Origin of the sequence: Leifsonia soli (assembly GCF_013408745.1) — a bacterium.
Classification (GTDB): domain Bacteria; phylum Actinomycetota; class Actinomycetes; order Actinomycetales; family Microbacteriaceae; genus Leifsonia; species Leifsonia soli.
Map to the genome: position 1 here is coordinate 1277048 of NZ_JACCBJ010000001.1, position 17719 is coordinate 1294766.

20 protein-coding genes and 4 tRNA genes are annotated in these 17719 nt (G+C 70.2%); 8 read left to right on the plus strand and 16 right to left on the minus strand.

The features are described from left to right. Nucleotides 1-23: 23 nt before the first annotated feature. From yajC to pdxS, 7 genes are all read right to left on the minus strand, one after another. Nucleotides 24-446: a preprotein translocase subunit YajC gene (gene yajC / locus BJ963_RS06200; RefSeq protein ID WP_089910418.1), complete on the minus strand. Its 423-nt coding sequence runs from the start codon at nucleotides 444-446 to the stop codon at nucleotides 24-26. Nucleotides 447-502: 56 nt separating this feature from the next. Beyond that, nucleotides 503-1540, minus strand: a complete 1038-nt coding sequence (gene ruvB / locus BJ963_RS06205) for a Holliday junction branch migration DNA helicase RuvB (RefSeq protein WP_179455332.1) — start codon at nucleotides 1538-1540, stop codon at nucleotides 503-505. Further along, on the minus strand, nucleotides 1537-2145 hold the full coding sequence (gene ruvA, locus BJ963_RS06210) for a Holliday junction branch migration protein RuvA (RefSeq protein WP_089910411.1): 609 nt from the start codon (nucleotides 2143-2145) through the stop codon (nucleotides 1537-1539). Before ruvA ends, ruvB begins: the two co-directional genes overlap by 4 nt. Continuing rightward, nucleotides 2142-2732, minus strand: coding sequence for a crossover junction endodeoxyribonuclease RuvC (gene ruvC / locus BJ963_RS06215; RefSeq protein WP_179458052.1), 591 nt, complete (start codon nucleotides 2730-2732; stop codon nucleotides 2142-2144). Before ruvC ends, ruvA begins: the two co-directional genes overlap by 4 nt. Nucleotides 2733-2747: 15 nt before the next feature. Beyond that, nucleotides 2748-3512, minus strand: a complete 765-nt coding sequence (locus tag BJ963_RS06220; protein ID WP_179455334.1) for a YebC/PmpR family DNA-binding transcriptional regulator — start codon at nucleotides 3510-3512, stop codon at nucleotides 2748-2750. Between the two features lie 85 nt (nucleotides 3513-3597). After that, nucleotides 3598-4209 (minus strand): pyridoxal 5'-phosphate synthase glutaminase subunit PdxT, encoded by a 612-nt coding sequence (gene pdxT, locus BJ963_RS06225; RefSeq protein WP_179455336.1) that lies wholly within the window; start codon nucleotides 4207-4209, stop codon nucleotides 3598-3600. A gap of 2 nt (nucleotides 4210-4211) precedes the next feature. Continuing rightward, a complete protein-coding gene (gene pdxS / locus BJ963_RS06230) occupies nucleotides 4212-5117 on the minus strand; it encodes a pyridoxal 5'-phosphate synthase lyase subunit PdxS (RefSeq protein WP_089910401.1) in 906 nt (301 codons plus the stop codon). Nucleotides 5118-5221: 104 nt separating this feature from the next. Here pdxS and BJ963_RS06235 point away from each other — a divergent pair, with 104 nt between their 5' ends. Together BJ963_RS06235 and pdxY are read left to right on the plus strand one after the other, a co-directional pair. Then, complete coding sequence (locus BJ963_RS06235; RefSeq protein WP_179455338.1) at nucleotides 5222-6532, plus strand: aminotransferase class I/II-fold pyridoxal phosphate-dependent enzyme; 1311 nt, start codon at nucleotides 5222-5224, stop codon at nucleotides 6530-6532. A 28-nt stretch (nucleotides 6533-6560) separates the two neighbouring features. Then, nucleotides 6561-7412: a pyridoxal kinase PdxY gene (pdxY, locus tag BJ963_RS06240; protein WP_179455340.1), complete on the plus strand. Its 852-nt coding sequence runs from the start codon at nucleotides 6561-6563 to the stop codon at nucleotides 7410-7412. Between the two features lie 78 nt (nucleotides 7413-7490). On the opposite strand, the gene BJ963_RS06245 is transcribed toward pdxY, so the two are convergent. Then, nucleotides 7491-8135 carry an HIT family protein gene (locus tag BJ963_RS06245; protein ID WP_089910393.1) on the minus strand — a complete coding sequence of 215 codons (645 nt, stop codon included), beginning with the start codon at nucleotides 8133-8135 and terminating at the stop codon, nucleotides 7491-7493. After that, on the minus strand, nucleotides 8123-10105 hold the full coding sequence (gene thrS / locus BJ963_RS06250) for a threonine--tRNA ligase (RefSeq protein WP_089910390.1): 1983 nt from the start codon (nucleotides 10103-10105) through the stop codon (nucleotides 8123-8125). The genes BJ963_RS06245 and thrS overlap by 13 nt, the downstream gene beginning before the upstream one ends. A 212-nt stretch (nucleotides 10106-10317) precedes the next feature. Here thrS and BJ963_RS06255 point away from each other — a divergent pair, with 212 nt between their 5' ends. Further along, nucleotides 10318-10515, plus strand: coding sequence for a hypothetical protein (locus BJ963_RS06255; protein ID WP_179455342.1), 198 nt, complete (start codon nucleotides 10318-10320; stop codon nucleotides 10513-10515). 22 nt (nucleotides 10516-10537) lie between these two features. Here the strand turns inward: BJ963_RS06255 and BJ963_RS06260 are convergent, their stop codons facing one another. Further along, on the minus strand, nucleotides 10538-11611 hold the full coding sequence (locus BJ963_RS06260; RefSeq protein ID WP_179455344.1) for an alkene reductase: 1074 nt from the start codon (nucleotides 11609-11611) through the stop codon (nucleotides 10538-10540). A gap of 190 nt (nucleotides 11612-11801) precedes the next feature. Between BJ963_RS06260 and BJ963_RS06265 the strand changes: the two genes are divergently transcribed. Then, the gene (locus tag BJ963_RS06265) at nucleotides 11802-12419 is read left to right on the plus strand and encodes a GNAT family N-acetyltransferase (RefSeq protein WP_179455346.1); all 618 of its coding nucleotides are present in this window, start codon (nucleotides 11802-11804) and stop codon (nucleotides 12417-12419) included. A gap of 3 nt (nucleotides 12420-12422) precedes the next feature. Here BJ963_RS06265 and BJ963_RS06270 read toward each other — a convergent pair whose 3' ends face one another. After that, nucleotides 12423-13745, minus strand: a complete 1323-nt coding sequence (locus BJ963_RS06270; RefSeq protein ID WP_179455348.1) for a wax ester/triacylglycerol synthase domain-containing protein — start codon at nucleotides 13743-13745, stop codon at nucleotides 12423-12425. Between the two features lie 84 nt (nucleotides 13746-13829). On the opposite strand from BJ963_RS06270, the gene BJ963_RS06275 reads away from it, so the two are divergent. Beyond that, complete coding sequence (locus tag BJ963_RS06275) at nucleotides 13830-14288, plus strand: GyrI-like domain-containing protein (protein WP_179455350.1); 459 nt, start codon at nucleotides 13830-13832, stop codon at nucleotides 14286-14288. Nucleotides 14289-14331: 43 nt separating this feature from the next. Here BJ963_RS06275 and BJ963_RS06280 read toward each other — a convergent pair whose 3' ends face one another. From BJ963_RS06280 to BJ963_RS06300, 5 genes are all read right to left on the minus strand, one after another. After that, nucleotides 14332-15018, minus strand: coding sequence for a BON domain-containing protein (locus BJ963_RS06280; protein WP_179455352.1), 687 nt, complete (start codon nucleotides 15016-15018; stop codon nucleotides 14332-14334). Nucleotides 15019-15209: 191 nt separating this feature from the next. Next, the gene (locus BJ963_RS06285) at nucleotides 15210-15641 is read right to left on the minus strand and encodes an Hsp20/alpha crystallin family protein (RefSeq protein WP_179455354.1); all 432 of its coding nucleotides are present in this window, start codon (nucleotides 15639-15641) and stop codon (nucleotides 15210-15212) included. Between the two features lie 251 nt (nucleotides 15642-15892). Beyond that, a tRNA-Val gene (locus tag BJ963_RS06290) sits at nucleotides 15893-15964 on the minus strand. Between the two features lie 26 nt (nucleotides 15965-15990). After that, nucleotides 15991-16061 (minus strand) — tRNA-Cys (locus BJ963_RS06295). 67 nt (nucleotides 16062-16128) lie between these two features. Then, nucleotides 16129-16201 (minus strand) — tRNA-Gly (locus tag BJ963_RS06300). A gap of 169 nt (nucleotides 16202-16370) precedes the next feature. On the opposite strand from BJ963_RS06300, the gene BJ963_RS06305 reads away from it, so the two are divergent. The 3 genes from BJ963_RS06305 to BJ963_RS06315 all read left to right on the plus strand — a co-directional run bounded on the left by BJ963_RS06305 (nucleotide 16371) and on the right by BJ963_RS06315 (nucleotide 17666). Continuing rightward, nucleotides 16371-16446 (plus strand) — tRNA-Val (locus tag BJ963_RS06305). Between the two features lie 158 nt (nucleotides 16447-16604). Beyond that, a complete protein-coding gene (locus tag BJ963_RS06310) occupies nucleotides 16605-17009 on the plus strand; it encodes a hypothetical protein (RefSeq protein ID WP_179455356.1) in 405 nt (134 codons plus the stop codon). A 42-nt stretch (nucleotides 17010-17051) separates the two neighbouring features. Beyond that, nucleotides 17052-17666 carry a hypothetical protein gene (locus tag BJ963_RS06315; protein ID WP_089910351.1) on the plus strand — a complete coding sequence of 205 codons (615 nt, stop codon included), beginning with the start codon at nucleotides 17052-17054 and terminating at the stop codon, nucleotides 17664-17666. Nucleotides 17667-17719: the final 53 nt, after the last annotated feature.

Here is a 17719-nt window from a genome sequence, read left to right on the forward strand (position 1 = left end):
GACGCCGGAGCACAGGGGATGTGTCAGTCGTCGCTCTTCGAGCCGGGCTTCTTGGGCGAGTCGTCGAGACGCTCGCCGTACTCCGGCGTCGTGGAGTCGGACGCATCGTGGGTGATCGCGTGGTCCTCATTGAGCTCGACGCCCGAGGTCTCGGCGTCGTCGCCCGTCGCCTCCGCGGTCGTGGGCTCGACGACACGGGCGAGCACCTGGCGGTGCACCTTGACGACGTGGCCGGGGCTGGTCTCGATGGTGGCGGTGTTGTCGTCCTCGTTCACGGACACGAGCGTGCCGTACAGACCGAAGTTGGTCATCACCTCGGCGCCCGGCACCATCTTCGAACGGGTCTCCTCCTGCTCCTTGCGCCGCTTGCGGCTGTTCCGGAACATGAAGAAGACGAGGGCCGCCAGAATGACGACCATCACGATGGTCAACGGGTCAAATCCCATGGAGCTGCCGAACCTTTCAATGGGGGCAAGGGGGTTGGCCGAACGGCCAGCTTGGATTATATGTCATCGACGAGCGTCGGAGGCTGGGAGGAATCCCGCCGCGGGCTCGGAATGCCGAGATGTCGCCACGCCGCTGCTGTCGCCATGCGGCCGCGCGGGGTCCGGGAGAGCAGTCCGATGCGCACGAGGAACGGCTCGACGACCGACTCGATCGTCTCCGCCTCCTCCCCGACGGAGACCGCGAGTGTGTTGAGGCCGACCGGCCCGCCGTCGAATCGCTCGAGCAGGATCTGCAGCACCGCGCGGTCGAGGCGGTCGAGCCCCAGCGGGTCGACATCGTAGAGCTCGAGCGCCGCGCGCACCGCATCCACATCGGCCCGGCCGCCGTGGACGAGGGCGTAGTCGCGCACCCGGCGCAGCAGCCGGTTGGCGATGCGCGGTGTTCCGCGGCAGCGCCCGGCGATCTCGGCCAGCGCCTCGCGGTCGATCTCGAACTCGAGCATCGTGGCCGCGCGCGTGAGCACCTGCGTCAGCTCCGCCTCGTCGTAGAACTCGAGGTGGGCCGTGAACCCGAAGCGGTCGCGCAGGGGGTTGGGCAGCAGGCCCGACCGGGTCGTCGCGCCGACCAGCGTGAACGGCGCGAGGTCGAGCGGGATGGACGTCGCACCCGCCCCCTTGCCGACCATGATGTCGATGCGGAAGTCCTCCATCGCGAGGTACAGCATCTCCTCCGCCGACCGCGCCATCCGGTGGATCTCGTCGATGAACAGCACCTCGCCCGGCGTCAGCGACGACAGCAGGGCTGCCAGGTCGCCTGCGTGCTGGATGGCCGGACCACTGGAGAGCCGGAGCGGGCGCTCGCTCTCGTGCGCGACGATCATCGCCAGCGTGGTCTTGCCGAGGCCCGGAGGGCCGGCGAGCAGGATGTGGTCGGCGGTCCGCTCCTGCATGCGGGCCGCGGTGAGCAGCAGCTGCAGCTGGCCGCGCACCTTCGCCTGGCCGACGAACTCGGAGAGCGTCCGCGGCCGGAGCGCGCCCTCGAAGGCGAGCTCGGTCTCCGACTCGAGCTCCGGCGCCGTCAGATCGTCGCTCATCGGGCCGGTCCGAGCCGGGAGAGGGTGAGCCGCAGGAGGGCCTGGACGCTGTCGCGCTCCTTCTCCTCCGTCTCCGCCGTGACCTCCGCGACGGCCTCGGCGGCGACGCGCTCGGGCCAGCCGAGCCCGACGAGGGCGACGAGCACGCTGTCGCCGACCGATGACGGCGCCCTGGTGGCCTTCACCGCGGGAGCCGGACGCCGGACGGCGGTGAGCTTGCCCGCGAGGGAGACGACGATGAGCTTCGCGGTCTTCGGGCCGATACCGGACACCTTGCGGAACGGGGCGTCGTCGTCCGCGGCGACGGCGGCGGCGATGTCATCGGGCGCCAGCACGGACAGCACGCCGATCGCCGACTTGGGGCCGACTCCCGAGACGCCGTTGAGCAGCTCGAACACCTCCAGCTGCTCCCGGTCGGCGAACCCGAACAGCTGCAGAGCGTCCTCCCGCACGATCAGCGAGGTGTGCAGGAAGGTCTCCTCACCCACCCGCAACGACAGCACGTGGTCGGGCGTCAGCTGCAGGGCGAAGCCGACGCCGCCCACCTCGACGACGGCGGTGCCGCCGCTCGCCGAGAGCACGGTACCGCGGAGGGAGGAGATCACCGTGCAAGCCTACGGGGCGCCGCCGACGTCCGGCTGGAGCGCTCGGCGGCGCGCCACGCCTGCTGGGCGGGCGTCAGCGCGGTGTCCGTCCCTCCCCCGGCGTCGGCGGCCACCGGGCCGCCGCGCCAGGCATGACAGATGGCGATCGCCAGGGCGTCCGCGGCGTCCGCGGGCTTCGGCGCCTCGGCGAGCCCGAGGATGCGCGCGACCATCGTCTGCACCTGCTTCTTGTCCGCCGAGCCGTACCCGGTGACCGCCGCCTTCACCTCGCTCGGCGTGTGCAGGGCGACGGGGAGTCCGCGCTTCGCCGCCGAATGCAGGGCGACGCCGCTGACCTGCGCCGTTCCCATCACGGTGCGGAGGTTGTGCTGGGCGAACACGCGCTCGATCGCGACGACGGCGGGGCCGAACTCGTCGAGCAGCCGCTCGATACCGGTGCCCACCGCGAGCAGCCGCTCCTCCAGGGCCATGCCGGGCGGAGTGCGGATGACCGTCACATCCACCAGCGTGGCGCGGCGGTCGGCGCGCACGTCGACGATCCCGACGCCGCAGCGCGTCAGACCCGGGTCGATGCCGAGCACCCGGATCGTCATGGCCGCGGCTTACTCGTCGTCTTCGTCGAGCTGCGCCTGCACCTCAGGGCTGATGTCGAGGTTCGTGTAGACGTTCTGCACGTCGTCCGAGTCCTCGAGGGCGTCGATCAGGCGGAACACCTTCCGCGCCACCTCGGCGTCGGCCTCGACGTTGACGGTCGCCACGAACTCCGCGTCGGCGGAGTCGTAGTCGATGCCGGCCTCCTGCAGCGCGGTGCGCGCGGCGACCAGGTCGGAGGCCTCGCTCAGCACCTCGAAGCTCTCGCCGCGGTCGGTGACCTCCTCCGCGCCCGCATCGAGGACGGCGGCGAGCACCGAGTCCTCATCGACGCCGTCGGCGTGGGGCACCACGATGACGCCCTTGCGGTGGAAGTTGTACGCGACGCTGCCCGGGTCGGCCATGGTGCCGCCGTTGCGGGTCATCGCGGTCCGGACCTCGGCCGCTGCGCGGTTCTTGTTCTCGGTGAGGCACTCGATCAGCAGGGCGACGCCGCCGGGGCCGTAGCCCTCGTACATGATCGTCGTGTAGTCGATCGACTCGCCGGTGAGGCCAGCGCCGCGCTTGATGGCGCGGTCGATGTTGTCGTTCGGGACGGAGGTCTTCTTGGCCTTCTGCACCGCGTCGACGAGCGTGGGGTTACCCGACAGGTCGGCACCGCCGGTCTTCGCCGCCACCTCGATGTTCTTGATCAGCTTTGCGAAGGACTTCGCGCGGCGGGCGTCGATCACCGCCTTCTTGTGCTTGGTCGTTGCCCACTTGGAATGCCCGGACACTGGTGCTCCCTCGTCTCACGTCTGAAGATCCTGACCATTGTAGGACGACTGGCCGCCCCGCTTCCGCGCGACCCACCCGGCGGCGTCAGGCGGCGCGCAGGGCAGCGGCCCGCACCTTGCCGAGGAAGTACTCGTGGAAGCGGGTGTCCCCGGTGATCTCCGGATGGAAGGACGTCCCGAGCAGGTCGCCCTGCTCGACGGCGACCACGCGGCCGTCGGCGACCCGGGCGAGCGGCGTCGCCGCGGGCCCCACGCTCTCGACGATGGGCGCGCGGATGAACACCGCGTGCATCGGCTCGTCGCCGACGGCCGGGATGTCCAGGTCGGTCTCGAACGAGTCCACCTGCGAGCCGAACGCGTTGCGCCGCACCGACACATCCAGGCCGCCGAGGCTCTCCTGGCCCGCGATGCCGTCGAGGATGCGGTCGGCGAGCATGATCAGCCCGGCGCACGTCCCGTAGACGGGCAGGCCACCGGCGATCGCCCGGCGCAGCGGCTCGGCCAGGCCGAACGCGCGGGAGAGCTTGTCCATGACGCTGGACTCGCCGCCCGGGATCACCAGGCCGTCGATCTCGTCCAGCTCGGCCGGACGGCGCACGGGGACGGCGTCGGCGCCCAGCCCGCGGAGGACCGCGATGTGCTCGCGGAAGTCCCCCTGCAGGGCGAGGACGCCGACCCGCGTCGTCGTTCCCGCCACTCTTACCAGCCGCGCTCGGCGAGACGGTGCGGCGCGGGGAGGTCGCCGACGTTGATGCCGACCATGGCCTCGCCCAGTCCGCGGGAGACCTCGGCGATGACCTTCGGGTCGTCGTAGAACGTCGTCGCCTTGACGATGGCCGCTGCGCGCTGCTCCGGATTGCCGGACTTGAAGATGCCGGAGCCGACGAACACGCCGTCGGCGCCGAGCTGCATCATCATGGCCGCGTCGGCCGGGGTGGCGACGCCGCCCGCGGTGAACAGCACGACGGGGAGCGTGCCGGTCTCGGCGATCTCGGCGACCAGCTCGTAGGGGGCCTGGAGCTCCTTGGCCGCGACGTACAGCTCGTCCTTCGTCATGGACTTCAGGGCGTTGATCTCGGAGGTGATCTTGCGGATGTGCTTGGTCGCCTCGGAGACGTCGCCGGTGCCGGCCTCGCCCTTCGAGCGGATCATCGCCGCGCCCTCGTTGATGCGGCGGAGCGCCTCGCCGAGGTTCGTCGCACCGCAGACGAAGGGGACGGTGAAGCGCCACTTGTCGATGTGATTGACGTAGTCGGCGGGCGAGAGCACCTCGGACTCGTCGATGTAGTCGACGTCGAGCGCCTCGAGCACCTGCGCCTCGACGAAGTGGCCGATGCGGGCCTTCGCCATGACCGGGATGGAGACCTCGGCGATGATGGCCTCGATCAGGTCGGGGTCGCTCATCCGGGCGACGCCGCCCTGCGCGCGGATGTCGGCGGGGACACGCTCGAGCGCCATGACGGCGACGGCTCCGGCGTCCTCGGCGATGCGGGCCTGCTCCGGGGTGACGACGTCCATGATGACGCCGCCCTTCAGCATCTCTGCGAGGCCGCGCTTGACCCGGCTCGATCCGGTCGCCGTGCCCTGTACGTTGTCTGTCATCATCGCCCTCTCGTGCGTAACAAAGAATGTTTTGGCCTATGCCGAACGATAGCATCCTGTCCCCTGCTCGATAGACTCGAACGCGGGACGAGCGCGCGAGGAGCGTCATGGACGGACACGGCATCACCGGCGCCACGGCGTCGGAGATCGCGGCGAGCGTTCGCGCGCTGCACGAACGCGGCGCGCTGCGCCGCGGCGACGCCCTGCCGCCGGTGCGGGAGCTCGCCGCCCAGCTGCAGGTCAACCGCAACACCGCCGTCGCCGCGTACCGCCTGCTCGCGCAGGCCGGCGTCGTCACGGCCCGCGGCCGGGCCGGCACCGTCATCGCCGGCGTCGAAGCGGTCGCCCAGGAGGGCTACGCGGCGGACAGCGTCCTCCGCGACATCGGGACGGGCAACCCGGACCCGCAGCGCATCCCCGCGCCGTCCGCCGCCCTCGCCGGCGCCATCGGCCGGCCCGTCCTCTACGGCGAGCCCGTCATCGACCCCGCCCTCGAGGAGCGCGCCCTCGCCTGGGTGCGCGACGACCTCCCCGACCAGCCGCTGCGCATCACCGTGACCAACGGCGCGGTGGATGCGGTCGAGCGTCTGCTCGCCCAGGCGCTGCTGCGCGACGACGCTGTCGCTCTCGAAGACCCGTGCTTCCTGGCGAGCATCCACACCGTCCGGCTCGGCGGGTACCGGGCCGTCCCCGTGGCGGTGGACGCGGAGGGCATGACCGTGGACGGCCTGCGCGCCTCGCTCGCCGCCGGAGTCCGTGCGGTCATCTGCACGCCGCGGGCGCAGAATCCCACCGGAGCGACCCTCTCCCCCGCGCGCGCCGCCGAGCTGCGCGCGGTGCTGGCCGACCATCCCTACGTGCTCGTCATCGAGGACGACCACTTCTCCATGCTGTCGCAGCGCCGCTACGAGACGCTGATCGGGCCCGGTCACCGGCGGTTCGCCCTCATCCGCTCCGTGTCGAAGTTCCTCGGGCCGGACATGTGCCTCGCCGTCGCCGCCACGGACCCGGAGACGGCCGAGCGCCTGGCCTTCCGGTTGAGCCCCGGCACGACGTGGGTCAGCCACATCCTGCAACGCCTCGTGCTCGCCCAGCTGACCGACGAGACCGCCCTCGCCGAGATCGCCGCCGCCGGGCGCCACTACGCCGAGCGGAACAGCGCCTTCGCGGCGCGACTGACCGCCCGCGGGCTCCCCGCCGAGGCGGCCGACGGCCTCAACCTGTGGGTCGAGCTTCCCGTGCCCGCGCGATCGGTGGCGGAGCGCCTCATGCGACGCGGGTGGCTGGCCCGAACGGGCGACGAGTTCCAGCTGGCCGAGCATCCCGCGCCGTCCCATCACCTCCGTCTCACGGTGCACGACCTCACCGACGAGGAGAGCGCTCGGCTCATCGACGACCTGGTGGACGCGGCGCGCTGAGCCCGGCACGGGATGAGAGGATCGAGGGATGAAGATCCTCTCGATCCAGTCCGCGGTCGCCTACGGTCACGTCGGCAACTCCGCCGCCGTCTTCCCGCTGCAGCGCATCGGCGTCGAGGTCCTGCCGGTCTACACCGTGAACTTCTCCAACCACACCGGCTACGGCGCGTGGCGCGGACCGCTCATCTCCCCCGACGACGTGCGCGAGGTGATCACCGGCATCGAGGAGCGCGGCGTGCTCGGTCAGATCGACGCCGTCCTCTCCGGGTACCAGGGCAGCGAGGGCATCGGCGACGTCATCATCGACGCGGTCGCCCGCGTGAAGGCCGCCAACCCGGACGCCGTCTACGCCTGCGACCCGGTGATGGGCAACGCGAAGTCCGGCTGCTTCGTCGCCCCGGCCATCCCGGTGCTGCTGCGCGAGCGCGTCGTCCCCGTCGCCGACATCATCACGCCCAACCAGTTCGAGCTGGGGTTCCTCACCGAGACGTCGCCCGACACGCTCGAGTCGACGCTGGAGTCGGTGGATGCGGCGCGCGCGATGGGTCCGAAGACGGTCCTGGTCACCAGCGTCGAGCGGCCGGATGCACCGGCCAACACCATCGAGATGCTCGCGGTCGACGACGCCGGCGCGTGGATCGTGCAGACCCCGCGCCTCCCGATGAAGGCGAACGGCTCGGGCGACGTGACGGCGGCGCTGTTCACGGCGCACTACGTGCGGACCGGGGACGCCGAGCTCGCGCTGCGGAAGACGGTGTCGAGCGTGTTCGACCTGCTCACCCGGACCCTGGAGTCGGGAGAACGCGAGCTGCAGCTGGTCGAGTCGCAGGACTCCTACGCGAACCCGCGCGAGCAATTCGCGGTCACCCGCGTGCGCTGACCCTCCTTCCACACCATCAGCTCCTGAGTTTTTCCGCCGAATCGTCGCGAATCGGGCGAAAAACTCAGGAGCTGATCGCTAGGCGGGACGCGGCCAGGCGTCGGCGATCGCGGTGCGGACCTCGCCGAGCAGCTGAGGGAGCGCCTTCGTCTTGGCGATGATGGGCAGGAAGTTCGCATCCTGAGCCCACCGCGGAACCACGTGCTGGTGCAGGTGCGCCGCGATCCCGGCGCCGGCGACCTCGCCCTGGTTCATGCCGATGTTGAACCCGTCGTTCTTCGACACCTCGCGGATGACGCGCATCGCCGTCTGGGTGAGGCTGCCGATCTCGGCGACCTCCTCCGGCGTCGCCTCGTCGTACGTGGCGATGTGGCGGTACGGGCAGACCAGGAGGTGGCCGCTGTTGTACGGGAAGAGGTTCAGCAGCGCGTACGCGTGCGTCCCGCGCGCGACGATCAGCGCATCCTCGTCGCTCATGCTCGGTGCGACGCAGAACGGGCAGTCGTCCTTGCCGGGCTGCTGGCCGTGCTGGATGTAGACCATCCGGTGCGGTGTCCACAGCCGCTGGAACTCGTCCGGCACGCCGACGAGGTACGACGGGTCGTCGACGCGGACGCGCTCGGCGTCGACGCTGTCCCGGATCGCGCCGTCCGGCACAGGACCCTCGCCGTTCAGCCCCTCGTCGTCCTGACTCCCGTACGAGTCGAGGTTCAGTCGTGCCATGCCGTGTCGACCAGCTCGTGCGAGCGGATGCTCTCGACGATCCGCTCGATCGCCTCGTCGACGGTCACGCCGTTGCGCTGCGTGCCGTCGCGGAACCGGAAGCTGACCGTGCCGGCCGACGCGTCCTCTTCTCCGACGATCAGCTGGAAGGGGACCTTCGCCTTGGTGTGGGTGCGGATCTTCTTCTGCATGCGGTCGTCGGAATGGTCGACCTCGGCGCGGACGCCGCGTGCGCGGAGCCGGGAGATCACGTCGTCGAGGAACGGCGCGTACTGGTCGGCGACAGGGATGCCCACGACCTGCACCGGCGACAGCCACACCGGGAACGCCCCGGCGTAGTGCTCCAGCAGGATCGCGAAGAACCGCTCGATCGAGCCGAGCAGCGCCCGGTGGATCATGGCCGGCTGCTTGCGCGTTCCGTCCGCCGCGTTGTACTCCAGCTCGAACAGCTCCGGCTGGTTGAAGTCCAGCTGGACGGTCGAGAGTTGCCAGGTGCGGCCGATCGCGTCGCGCGCCTGCACCGAGATCTTCGGTCCGTAGAACGCCGCTCCGCCCGGATCGTCCACCAGCTCCAGACCGGACTCGATCGCGACCTCGCGCAGGGTCTCCGTCGCGGTCTCCCAGCTCTCGTCGCTTCCGACGTACTTGTCCGGGTCCTTTGTGGAGAGCTCCAGGTAGAAGTCGGTGAGCCCATAGCCGCGCAGGGTCTCGAGCACGAACTCGAGCTGACGGGCGACCTCGTCCTTGATCTGGTCTTCTGTCACGTAGATGTGGGCGTCGTCCTGGGTGAGCCCGCGGACGCGCGTCAGACCGGACAGGGTGCCCGACTTCTCGTACCGGTACACCGTGCCGAACTCGGCGAAGCGGAGCGGGAGCTCGCGGTAGCTGCGGCCGCGCGCACGGAAGATCAGGTTGTGCATCGGGCAGTTCATGGGCTTCAGGTAGTAGTCCTGGCCCTGCCGGGTGATGTTTCCGTCCGCGTCGCGCTCCTCGTCGAGGTGCATCGGCGGGAACATGCCCTCCTTGTACCAGTTGAGGTGCTGGCTGGTCTCGAAGAGGTGCGCCTTGGTGATGTGCGGCGTGTTGACGAGCTCATAGCCGTTGGCGATGAGCCGGTCGCGCATGTAGTCCTCGATCTCCTTGCGGATGATCCCGCCCTTCGGGTGGAACACCGCCAGGCCCGAGCCGATCTCCTCGGGGAAGCTGAACAGGTCCATCTCGGCGCCGAGCTTGCGGTGGTCGCGCTTGGCGGCCTCCTCCATCCGCGTCTGGTAGGCGCGCAGCTCCTCTTTGCTCGCCCACGCGGTGCCGTAGATGCGCTGCAGCTGCTTGTTCTTCTCGTTGCCGCGCCAGTAGGCGGCCGCGACGCGGGTCAGCGCCCAGCCGTTGCCGATCATGCGCGTGTTCGGGAGGTGCGGGCCGCGGCAGAGGTCCTTCCAGACCGTCTCCCCCGTCTTCGGGTCGACGTTGTCGTAGATGGTGAGCTCGCCGGAGCCGACCTCCACGGACTCGCTCTCGTCGAAGGCGGCGGTGTCGCCGTGCTGCACTCCGCCCTTGAGGCCGATGAGCTCCAGCTTGTACGGCTCGCCGGCGAGCTCTGCGCGCGCCTCCTCGTCGGTGACGACGCGGCGGACGAACCGCTGGCCCGCACGCTGGATGCGCGACATCTCCTTCTCGAGGGCCTTGAGGTCCTCCGGGGTGAACGCCTCGAGCACGTCGAAGTCGTAGTAGAAGCCGTCCGTGATGGGCGGCCCGATGCCGAGCTTCGCCTCCGGGTTGACGGCCTGCACGGCCTGCGCGAGGACGTGCGCCGTCGAGTGGCGCAGGATGCTGAGGCCGTCGGGCGAGTCGATGGTGACCGGCTCGACCTCGTCGGTCGTCGTGACGGTGGTCGCGAGGTCCTTCAGCTCACCGTTGACGCGCATCGCGACAACGGAACGGTCGGTGAAGAGCTCGAAGCCGTCGGCCACCTGTCCACTCCTTGTTCGTGGGTCGTTTGGGGAACCCTCCAACTCTAGCCGGACCGGGGATGCCGGTCGGCGCGGGTGGCGATGGCTCGGCGACCTGCCGGCGCCGGCCCGGCGACGGGACATCATCCGAGCGACCGATGAGCGGCGGGTGTGAGCCTCGGTAGGGTGACGCCATCGGCGGCCCCACCGTCGGACGAGACGAGCTCTACCGCATGGGACCGGCACTGCAGCTCGCCGTCGCCGGCGCTGTGCTGCCGTTCGGGGTCGCCGTGCTGCTGGCCTCCCTGGTGGGGCTCGCGGCGCCGCGACGCGCGTGGGTGGTGCCGGCCTTCGGGATCTGCACCAGCGTCGTCTTCTGCGCCGCGGCGATGCTCTTCCTCCACACGCCGGCTCCCCTCCCCGGGGGATGACGGCCGGCGCGGCATGGGACGCCTACGCGCTGAGTCGGGGGTAGTCCGTGTATCCCTCCGCGCCGTCCCCGTAGAACGTGACCGGGTCGGGCCGGTTCTCGGGGTGCTCGCCCTTCCACCGCTCCACGAGGTCCGGGTTGGCGATCACGAGGCGCCCGACGGCGACCGCGTCCGCGTGCGCGTCCTCGACCAGCGTGACTGCCTCGTCGCGGGTCGTGACGGAGCCGAATCCGCTGTTCACGATGAACGGGCCGCCGAAGCGCTCGCGCAGGTCCTGCACCAGAGCGCCGGTCGGCTCGCTGTGGAGCACGCTGACATACGCCAGCCCGAGCGGCGCGATCCCGTCGACGACGGCCCGGTAGGTGGCGGTGGCGTCGGCGAGATCGGTCTCGACCACATCCTGGATGTTGTGCATCGGCGACAGGCGGATGCCCACCCGCCCGGCGCCGACAGCGGCGGCGATCGCGCTGGTCACCTCGACCGCGAACCGGGCGCGCGTCTCCGGGGAACCGCCGTACCCGTCGTCGCGGACGTTCGACACCGGCGAGAGGAACTGGTGCAGCAGGTAGCCGTTGGCGCCGTGCACCTCGACCCCGTCGAAACCGGCCGCGATGGCGTTCTCCGCCGCGGCGACGAACTCGGCGCGGACCGTCGCGAGCTCCTCGGCGGTGAGCGCGTGGGGAACCGGGTAGGCGACCTTCCCCATCGGCGTGCGCGCCTCCCCTTCGATCGCGACAGCGCTCGGTGCGACGATGCGCTCCGTGCCGGTGATCAGGGGATGCGAGACCCGGCCGCCGTGCATCAGCTGCATGACGATGCGGCCGCCCTCGGCGTGGACCGCGTCCGCGACCGCGCGCCAGCCGGCGATCTGCGCCTCCGTGACGATGCCCGGCTGGCCCGGGTAGGCACGGGATTCGTGGCTCGGATAGGTGCCCTCGGAGATGATCAGACCGACGCTCGCCCGCTGCGCGTAGTGCTCCGCCACCAACGGCCCGGGGATGCCGGCCTCGCCTGAGCGCGTTCGCGTGAGCGGCGCCATCACGACGCGGTTGGGAAGGTGGAGGTCGCCGAGCGAGACGGGAGAGAACAGATCCATCGAGGGGGATGCCTTTCGGTGTTCGGATGCCGTGCGGCCGGTCGGGGCCGCGGGCGCAGCGCTGTCGGAGCGCAACCTCGACGGTAACGGGCTGCGCCCGCGTCGTATTCCGTCGAGGCGTGGATGCTGCGGCCTCTGGCGCGCCGGAATCGAGGTCGGCACACTGGAGGAGGTCGGGTGAAAGGGGGCGATGAGCGTGACGGCTGAGCATGTGATCAAGCCGCTGACCCTGGAGACCTTCCCGGGGTGGCTGGCGCTCGCGGAGAAGCACAACGGCGTCTGGGGCGGGTGCTACTGCTCGTACTTCCACGGAGATACGGCGGACACCGTGAAACGCGAGTACGACGGCCCGACCTTCAAGCGGCGGCTCGTGGCGGAGGGCGTCGCTCATGCCGCGCTCGTCTTCGAGGGTGACGATGCGATCGCCTGGTGCGAGTACGGGAGTCCCGCCGAACTGCCGAACATCTACCACCGCAGGCAGTACGACGCGGGCGAGACGCGGCCTGCTCCGTGGCGCATCACGTGCTTCTTCGTCGACCGCGACAACCGCCGCGAAGGGGTGGCGCGGGAGGCGCTGGACGGGGCGCTCGACCTGATCAGGCAGGCCGGCGGAGGCGAGGTGGTCTCGTTCCCGAACGAACTCGTCCCCGGAAAGAGGACATCGTCGTCGTTTCTCCACAACGGCACGAGGACGATGTTCGAGAAGGCCGGATTCACCTTCGAGCGTCATATCGGGAAGAGCAAGACGGTGATGCGCATCACGGTCCCGCCACCCGACGGACGCGCGACTGTCGATCCGGCCCGGTGATCGCTAGCCTGTGCGCTCCGCCTGCCTTTCGCCCTGCGCGGCGATGCGGTCGAGCGCGTCCGCCATGGCATCGGCGAGCACCCGGGCCGGCGGCACGTGCTCTCCGTCCGTCTGCACGCTGACGCGGAAACGGCCGGCGTAGGACACGGCGAGCGCGCCGACCCGGACGTTGCCGGACAGCAGTGCCAGCGGCCAGGCAGCGGCCAGGTCCGCCCCGGCCAGTCGGAGGGCGTGCGCAGGTCCTGTCAGCTCGGACGCGATCGCCGCGACGGCCCGCTGCCGGCGAGCGAAGCGCATGAGGAACCGCGCGGCGCGGGGGCTCCGCATCAACCGGAACGTCCCGACGGCCCGCGCCCTGGCCTTCTCGGAGCGCGTCACGGCTGCCACCCGGGCGACGGAACCGTCGGAGCGGGGATCGCCCTGTGCACTGCCGACCGGGATCTCGACCAGCATGACACCGGTCGCGTTCCCCGCGCCCGCGGACCGGGCAAGGCGCACGGGGCTCGAGACCGGGAGCGTGGCGGGCGGCACCTCCCCCGCGGCGACGAGCATCGCGCGGATGCCACGGCCGAACGCGGCGAGGAAGGCGTCGTTGATCGTGCCGCCGAGTCGTCGGGCGCCCTCGTGCAGGGACGCGAGGTCGACCTCCAGGAACGCGACGTCGCGTGTCGCACCGAGCGGGCCCAGCAGGACCTTCGAGTGGACGCGACGGCGGAAGACCGCGAGCGTCTGGTCCACCAGGTCCCCCAGCCGGAGGACGAACGGCCTCCGACCCGGCGCAGCGGGATCCGCCGGCCCGGGGCCGGCCGCGACGGGTGTCTCCGCCGGAAGCGGGTCGGACAGGGCGGCGACCACTGCCTCGGCCCCCAGGCCGTCGGCGACCGCGTGGTGCAGGCGGAACAGCATCCCGCACCGGTCCCCAGCCACGCGGGGCACGAGCAGCACCTCCCAGAGCGGGCGTCGGGTGTCGAGCGGAGTCATGACGACCCGGGCGCACGTCCGCTCGAGCGCGGTGGACGCGTCCCCGTCCGCGGTGGGAGGTTCCGGCCGGATCACGCGGATGTGCTGCGCCAGGTCCGGATCGACCGACCGCCACCTCCATTCGCCGCCGGATTCGACGGGCACCCGGTGCAGGGCCGCCAACCGCTCGACCCGCGGCGCGAGTACCTCGCGGAGTGCGTCGACATCGGGGTCGCCTGTGCCGTCCACGAAACCGCCGGGAGCGAGGAGGCCGACCAGCGTGACGACGTTGGGCTGGCCCTGCTCCACGGTGAAGTTGGCCGCATCCACCGCCGCCATCGGCGTCGCCGCTCGAACGGTTTTCATGGCCTCACGCTACGGCGGCCGAGGCGCACGCCGCCGGGACGTTCGACCCTCGCCGGGCGGCACCGCCCCATTCATCATTGCCGCATGACCGAGATCGCCATCGTCCAGCATTCGGAGCAGCCGACCGCCGTCGTGCACGAGCGCGTCCCCCTCGCCGACCTCCCCGCGTTCTTCGCCCGGGCGTTCCAGGAGACCGCCGCGGCGCTGCAGGCCCAGGGGCGGCATCCGGCGGGGCCTCCGTTCGGCAAGTACTCCGGGATGCCCACCGACACCGTCGACGTCGAGGCGGGCTTCCCCGTGTCCGCACCGATCACGGCATCGGGTGACGTCGTGCCCGGCACGCTGCCCGGCGGCCGGGTGGTCGAGGCCACGCACATCGGACCGTACGACACGATCCAGCAGACCTACGACGAGATCCAGCGATTCGTCGCCGACGCAGGCCTGACTCCCGGCGAGGTCATGTGGGAGTGCTACCTGAGCGATCCGCAGAGCCAGCCCGATCCGTCCACCTGGAGGACGACGATCTGCTGGTCCGTGGCCTGACGTCTCGGGTGCTGAGACGGCTGCGGCTTCGGGCGGGAGCGCGTCAGCCGCGCCCCAGGTCGACGACGAGCAGGTTGTGCACCCGGGTGACGTTCGGGGACGACCACGCCGAGAGCTCCGCCTCGTGCTTCTCGATCCACGACCGCACGGTGCCTTTCAGGGTCAGCTCGGTGCCGTCGACGGTGACCACGATGTTGCGGGCGTCGAGCGCGGCGTTGCGGATGATCGCCTCGCGCACCCGATGGGTGACGTCTTCGGCGTCCGGCCGTCCGGTGAGCTGGATGCGGTCGACGACGGCATGGACGCCGTCGATGCGCCGGACCGCCTTGACCGCGGCCGTCCGCTGGTAGTTCCAGTCCACGAGCCCGCTCAGCGTCACCGTGTGGTCCATGACCTCCAGGTGGATCCTCTCCTCCGGGATGCCGGACGTCCAGCGCAGGACGTCGTTCACCGCCTTCGCCAGTTCGAGCCCCTCCGGCTCGCCTCCGAGCGCTCGCACGCGGAGTTCGTCGTTGACGGCGAGCACGCCCGCGACGCGCTGCGCGGCCATCACGGCCGCAGCGCGCTGGCTGAGCGACGGGACCTCGCCGCTGAGGGTGACGATGCCGCCGTCGACCGCGACCCCGATGTGCGCCGGCTCGTCGATGCCGGGCTGCCAGCCGAGTTCGGACTGGACGTCGTGACGGACCTTCAGGTCCGCGGCTGCATGCGTGCCGGTGGTGGTGTCCATGCCGACATGGTGCCGCCGTGCCGTTGCCGGCAGGAGGGGCGAAGGTCCCGTGACGCCCGGAACGTCCCGCCGGCGAACGCGTGCCGCGCTGCTCCCCCGGAGCACCGCGGCACGCCTGGTCGGGATTCGAGCCTCCCGGCCGTCCCCCTTCTTCCCCCGTCCTCGGCTTCTTCCCCCGTCCTCGTCGCCGATCAGGCCTTCGTCCCTGCTGTGATGGGGATCTTCGTCGGCGCCGGAAGCGCCGCGAACGGCACGTCGACCCGGAGGACGCCCTTGTCGAAGGTGGCGGCGATCTTGGCCTGGTCGGACTGCTGCGGGAGTGCGATGCGGCGGTAGAAGCTCTGGCTGGATTCGCGGACGACGTACTTCTTGTCCTTGTCCTCCTCCTTCTCGTGCTTCTCGGCCTGGATGACCAGCGCGCCCTCGTCGATGTTCACCGAGATGTCGTTCTCGTCGAAGTCGGGAAGGTGCACCTCGACGATGAGCTCCTTGTCGTCCTTCGTGTAGATGTCGGTCGTGGGCAGCTTGGTGCGGCGCGACGCGAGCATGCCGTCCTCGAAGAAGTCCCGCTGCAGCCGGTCGAGCTCCGCGAACGGGTCGAAACGGACCAGATTGCGTGCCATGACGGTGTCCCCTCTCTCGTCGGTGTCCGTGGTGACGCCGATACGGTACGTCCGGCGGGATGCGACGGCCCGGGCCGAAGGTCCCGCGAGGGGGTATAGCGGCCGCCTGCGTCGGAGATCCGGTCCTTCTCGGCCGGGATCTCCATCCGCACCGCGGTACGTCGGAGATTCGAGAGGCTTTCCCCGACGGTAGCGCCGGCGGCGGTCCAGAAACGACGAAACCCCCGGTTTCCCGGGGGCTTCTCTCTCTGTGGGCGATACTGGGATCGAACCAGTGACCTCTTCCGTGTCAGGGAAGCGCGCTACCGCTGCGCCAATCGCCCGAACCTGAACGCGAAGCTCAGGATCGAGGTGGATACGGGATTCGAACCCGTGTATACGGCTTTGCAGGCCGCTGCCTCGCCTCTCGGCCAATCCACCGAACGCCACAACACGGAAAAAACCGTACCGTACCTGAGAGGCCCGATCCGTAGACCGGGCCGACTCGAGCGGATGACGAGACTCGAACTCGCGACCCTCACCTTGGCAAGGTGATGCGCTACCAACTGCGCTACATCCGCATTTCGCCCCGCAGTTCCCTGCGGCACTTGAAAGACTCTAGCCGATCCGAACGCGCATGACAAAACCGATTACGCCCGCCGGGTGTGTCGCCTGCGGTCGCGTTCGGGTCCCCCGCGTCGATGTGCATCGGGGCCCCGGAGTCGGCTAGTATCGAATCTCGCAGCACACGGGCGATTGGCGCAGTTGGTAGCGCGCTTCCTTCACACGGAAGAGGTCATCAGTTCGAGTCTGGTATCGCCCACCAGAGAAAGCCCCCGGTCAGCCGGGGGTTTTTCGTTTGTCAGGAATGCCGAGATATGCGTCGCGAAACTCGGCGGCGGCGGCGTGCCGACTTTTCTCCGCGTCGGTGAGCTTACGTCCGTGATCTCACCAGTCGTGATCGCCGCGAGTAGAGTCCGACCCGTGACCGTCCCGAACAGCCGCAGCCGTAACCACCCGCGCACGCAAACGGAACGGAACCGCGCCGCCCTTCCGGTGATCGTCTACGGCGCGACCGCCATCCTTCTCCTCGCCCCGGGCGCCTCAGTCGCCGGCGAATGGCAGCACCTTCTCCGGTACGGCTGGCCGGGGCCCTACGACGCGGTCATTGCCGAGCTGAACGCTGGCGAGACCCTGTTCAGGGTGCAGCTCTCGGCGATCGCGTCCGCGATCGTCCTGGTCGCAGGCGCTGTCACCGCGGGCGTCGCCGCACGCTCCGCACGCCAACGGGTGTGGCTGGTCACCCTCGTCGGGGTTGTATCGACCGTGGTACTCGTCTTGGTGGTCGGGTTCCTGCTGACACCGCCGTTGGCGTCCTCATCGAACTGAACGCGACCGCAGTAGACGGCGCTGTCCGCTAGGGTTTCCGGCGTGAAGCTCGTCACGTCAGCGGTCATCTGTCTCATCGCTCTCTCCCTCGCAGGCTGCACCGCGTCAGCCACCAGCGCGCCCAGCCAGTCCGCAACGCACCAGGCAACGCATTCGCCCGTTGCGTCGGCGACGCCGGCCGTCGCCGACGGGTTGCCCACCAGTTGCAAGGCGTTCTACTCCGTACTCACCACGTTCATGTCGCCGGACGGGTCGCTCGTCCTCAACCCCGCATGGAAGTCCGGTCCGGGCGTGGTTCGGGCGGAAGTGGGCGGCTACGGCAGCTACGACCCGACACTCGCGCCCCTGCTGGCGCACAACCCCGGGGTCATCTGCGACTGGGCCCCGTCGGCCGGGCCGAGCGACACATTCCTCACCACCCAATTCCGCCACGTCGACGACACGACCGCACAAACCGCGATCGCCCACCTGGAACAACTCAACTGGGGATGCAGCCCGGTTTACGACGGCATGTGGTGCCTGACCGACGACTCCCACACCGGCCGGTCGATCGGCGAATCGCAGTACTTCGGTCACGGCGACTGGATCGCCTCAGACTGGAACAATGCCGGCCCGGAAACCTACACACCGAGACTGCTGCAGTCGCTCTTCGGGTGAACCGGAGGAGGCGACGAGCAGGGTCCGACCCGTGACCACTGCGCCGCCGAGAA

Coding starts and splice junctions, on each gene's coding strand:
- yajC (WP_089910418.1), bottom strand. CDS start 446: ATGGGATTTGACCCGTTGACCATCGTGATGGTCGTCATTCTGGCGGCC.
- ruvB (WP_179455332.1), bottom strand. CDS start 1,540: ATGAGCGACGATCTGACGGCGCCGGAGCTCGAGTCGGAGACCGAGCTC.
- pdxS (WP_089910401.1), bottom strand. CDS start 5,117: ATGATGACAGACAACGTACAGGGCACGGCGACCGGATCGAGCCGGGTC.
- BJ963_RS06235 (WP_179455338.1), top strand. CDS start 5,222: ATGGACGGACACGGCATCACCGGCGCCACGGCGTCGGAGATCGCGGCG.
- pdxY (WP_179455340.1), top strand. CDS start 6,561: ATGAAGATCCTCTCGATCCAGTCCGCGGTCGCCTACGGTCACGTCGGC.
- BJ963_RS06245 (WP_089910393.1), bottom strand. CDS start 8,135: ATGGCACGACTGAACCTCGACTCGTACGGGAGTCAGGACGACGAGGGG.
- BJ963_RS06255 (WP_179455342.1), top strand. CDS start 10,318: ATGGGACCGGCACTGCAGCTCGCCGTCGCCGGCGCTGTGCTGCCGTTC.
- BJ963_RS06260 (WP_179455344.1), bottom strand. CDS start 11,611: ATGGATCTGTTCTCTCCCGTCTCGCTCGGCGACCTCCACCTTCCCAAC.
- BJ963_RS06265 (WP_179455346.1), top strand. CDS start 11,802: ATGAGCGTGACGGCTGAGCATGTGATCAAGCCGCTGACCCTGGAGACC.
- BJ963_RS06270 (WP_179455348.1), bottom strand. CDS start 13,745: ATGAAAACCGTTCGAGCGGCGACGCCGATGGCGGCGGTGGATGCGGCC.
- BJ963_RS06275 (WP_179455350.1), top strand. CDS start 13,830: ATGACCGAGATCGCCATCGTCCAGCATTCGGAGCAGCCGACCGCCGTC.
- BJ963_RS06280 (WP_179455352.1), bottom strand. CDS start 15,018: ATGGACACCACCACCGGCACGCATGCAGCCGCGGACCTGAAGGTCCGT.
- BJ963_RS06285 (WP_179455354.1), bottom strand. CDS start 15,641: ATGGCACGCAATCTGGTCCGTTTCGACCCGTTCGCGGAGCTCGACCGG.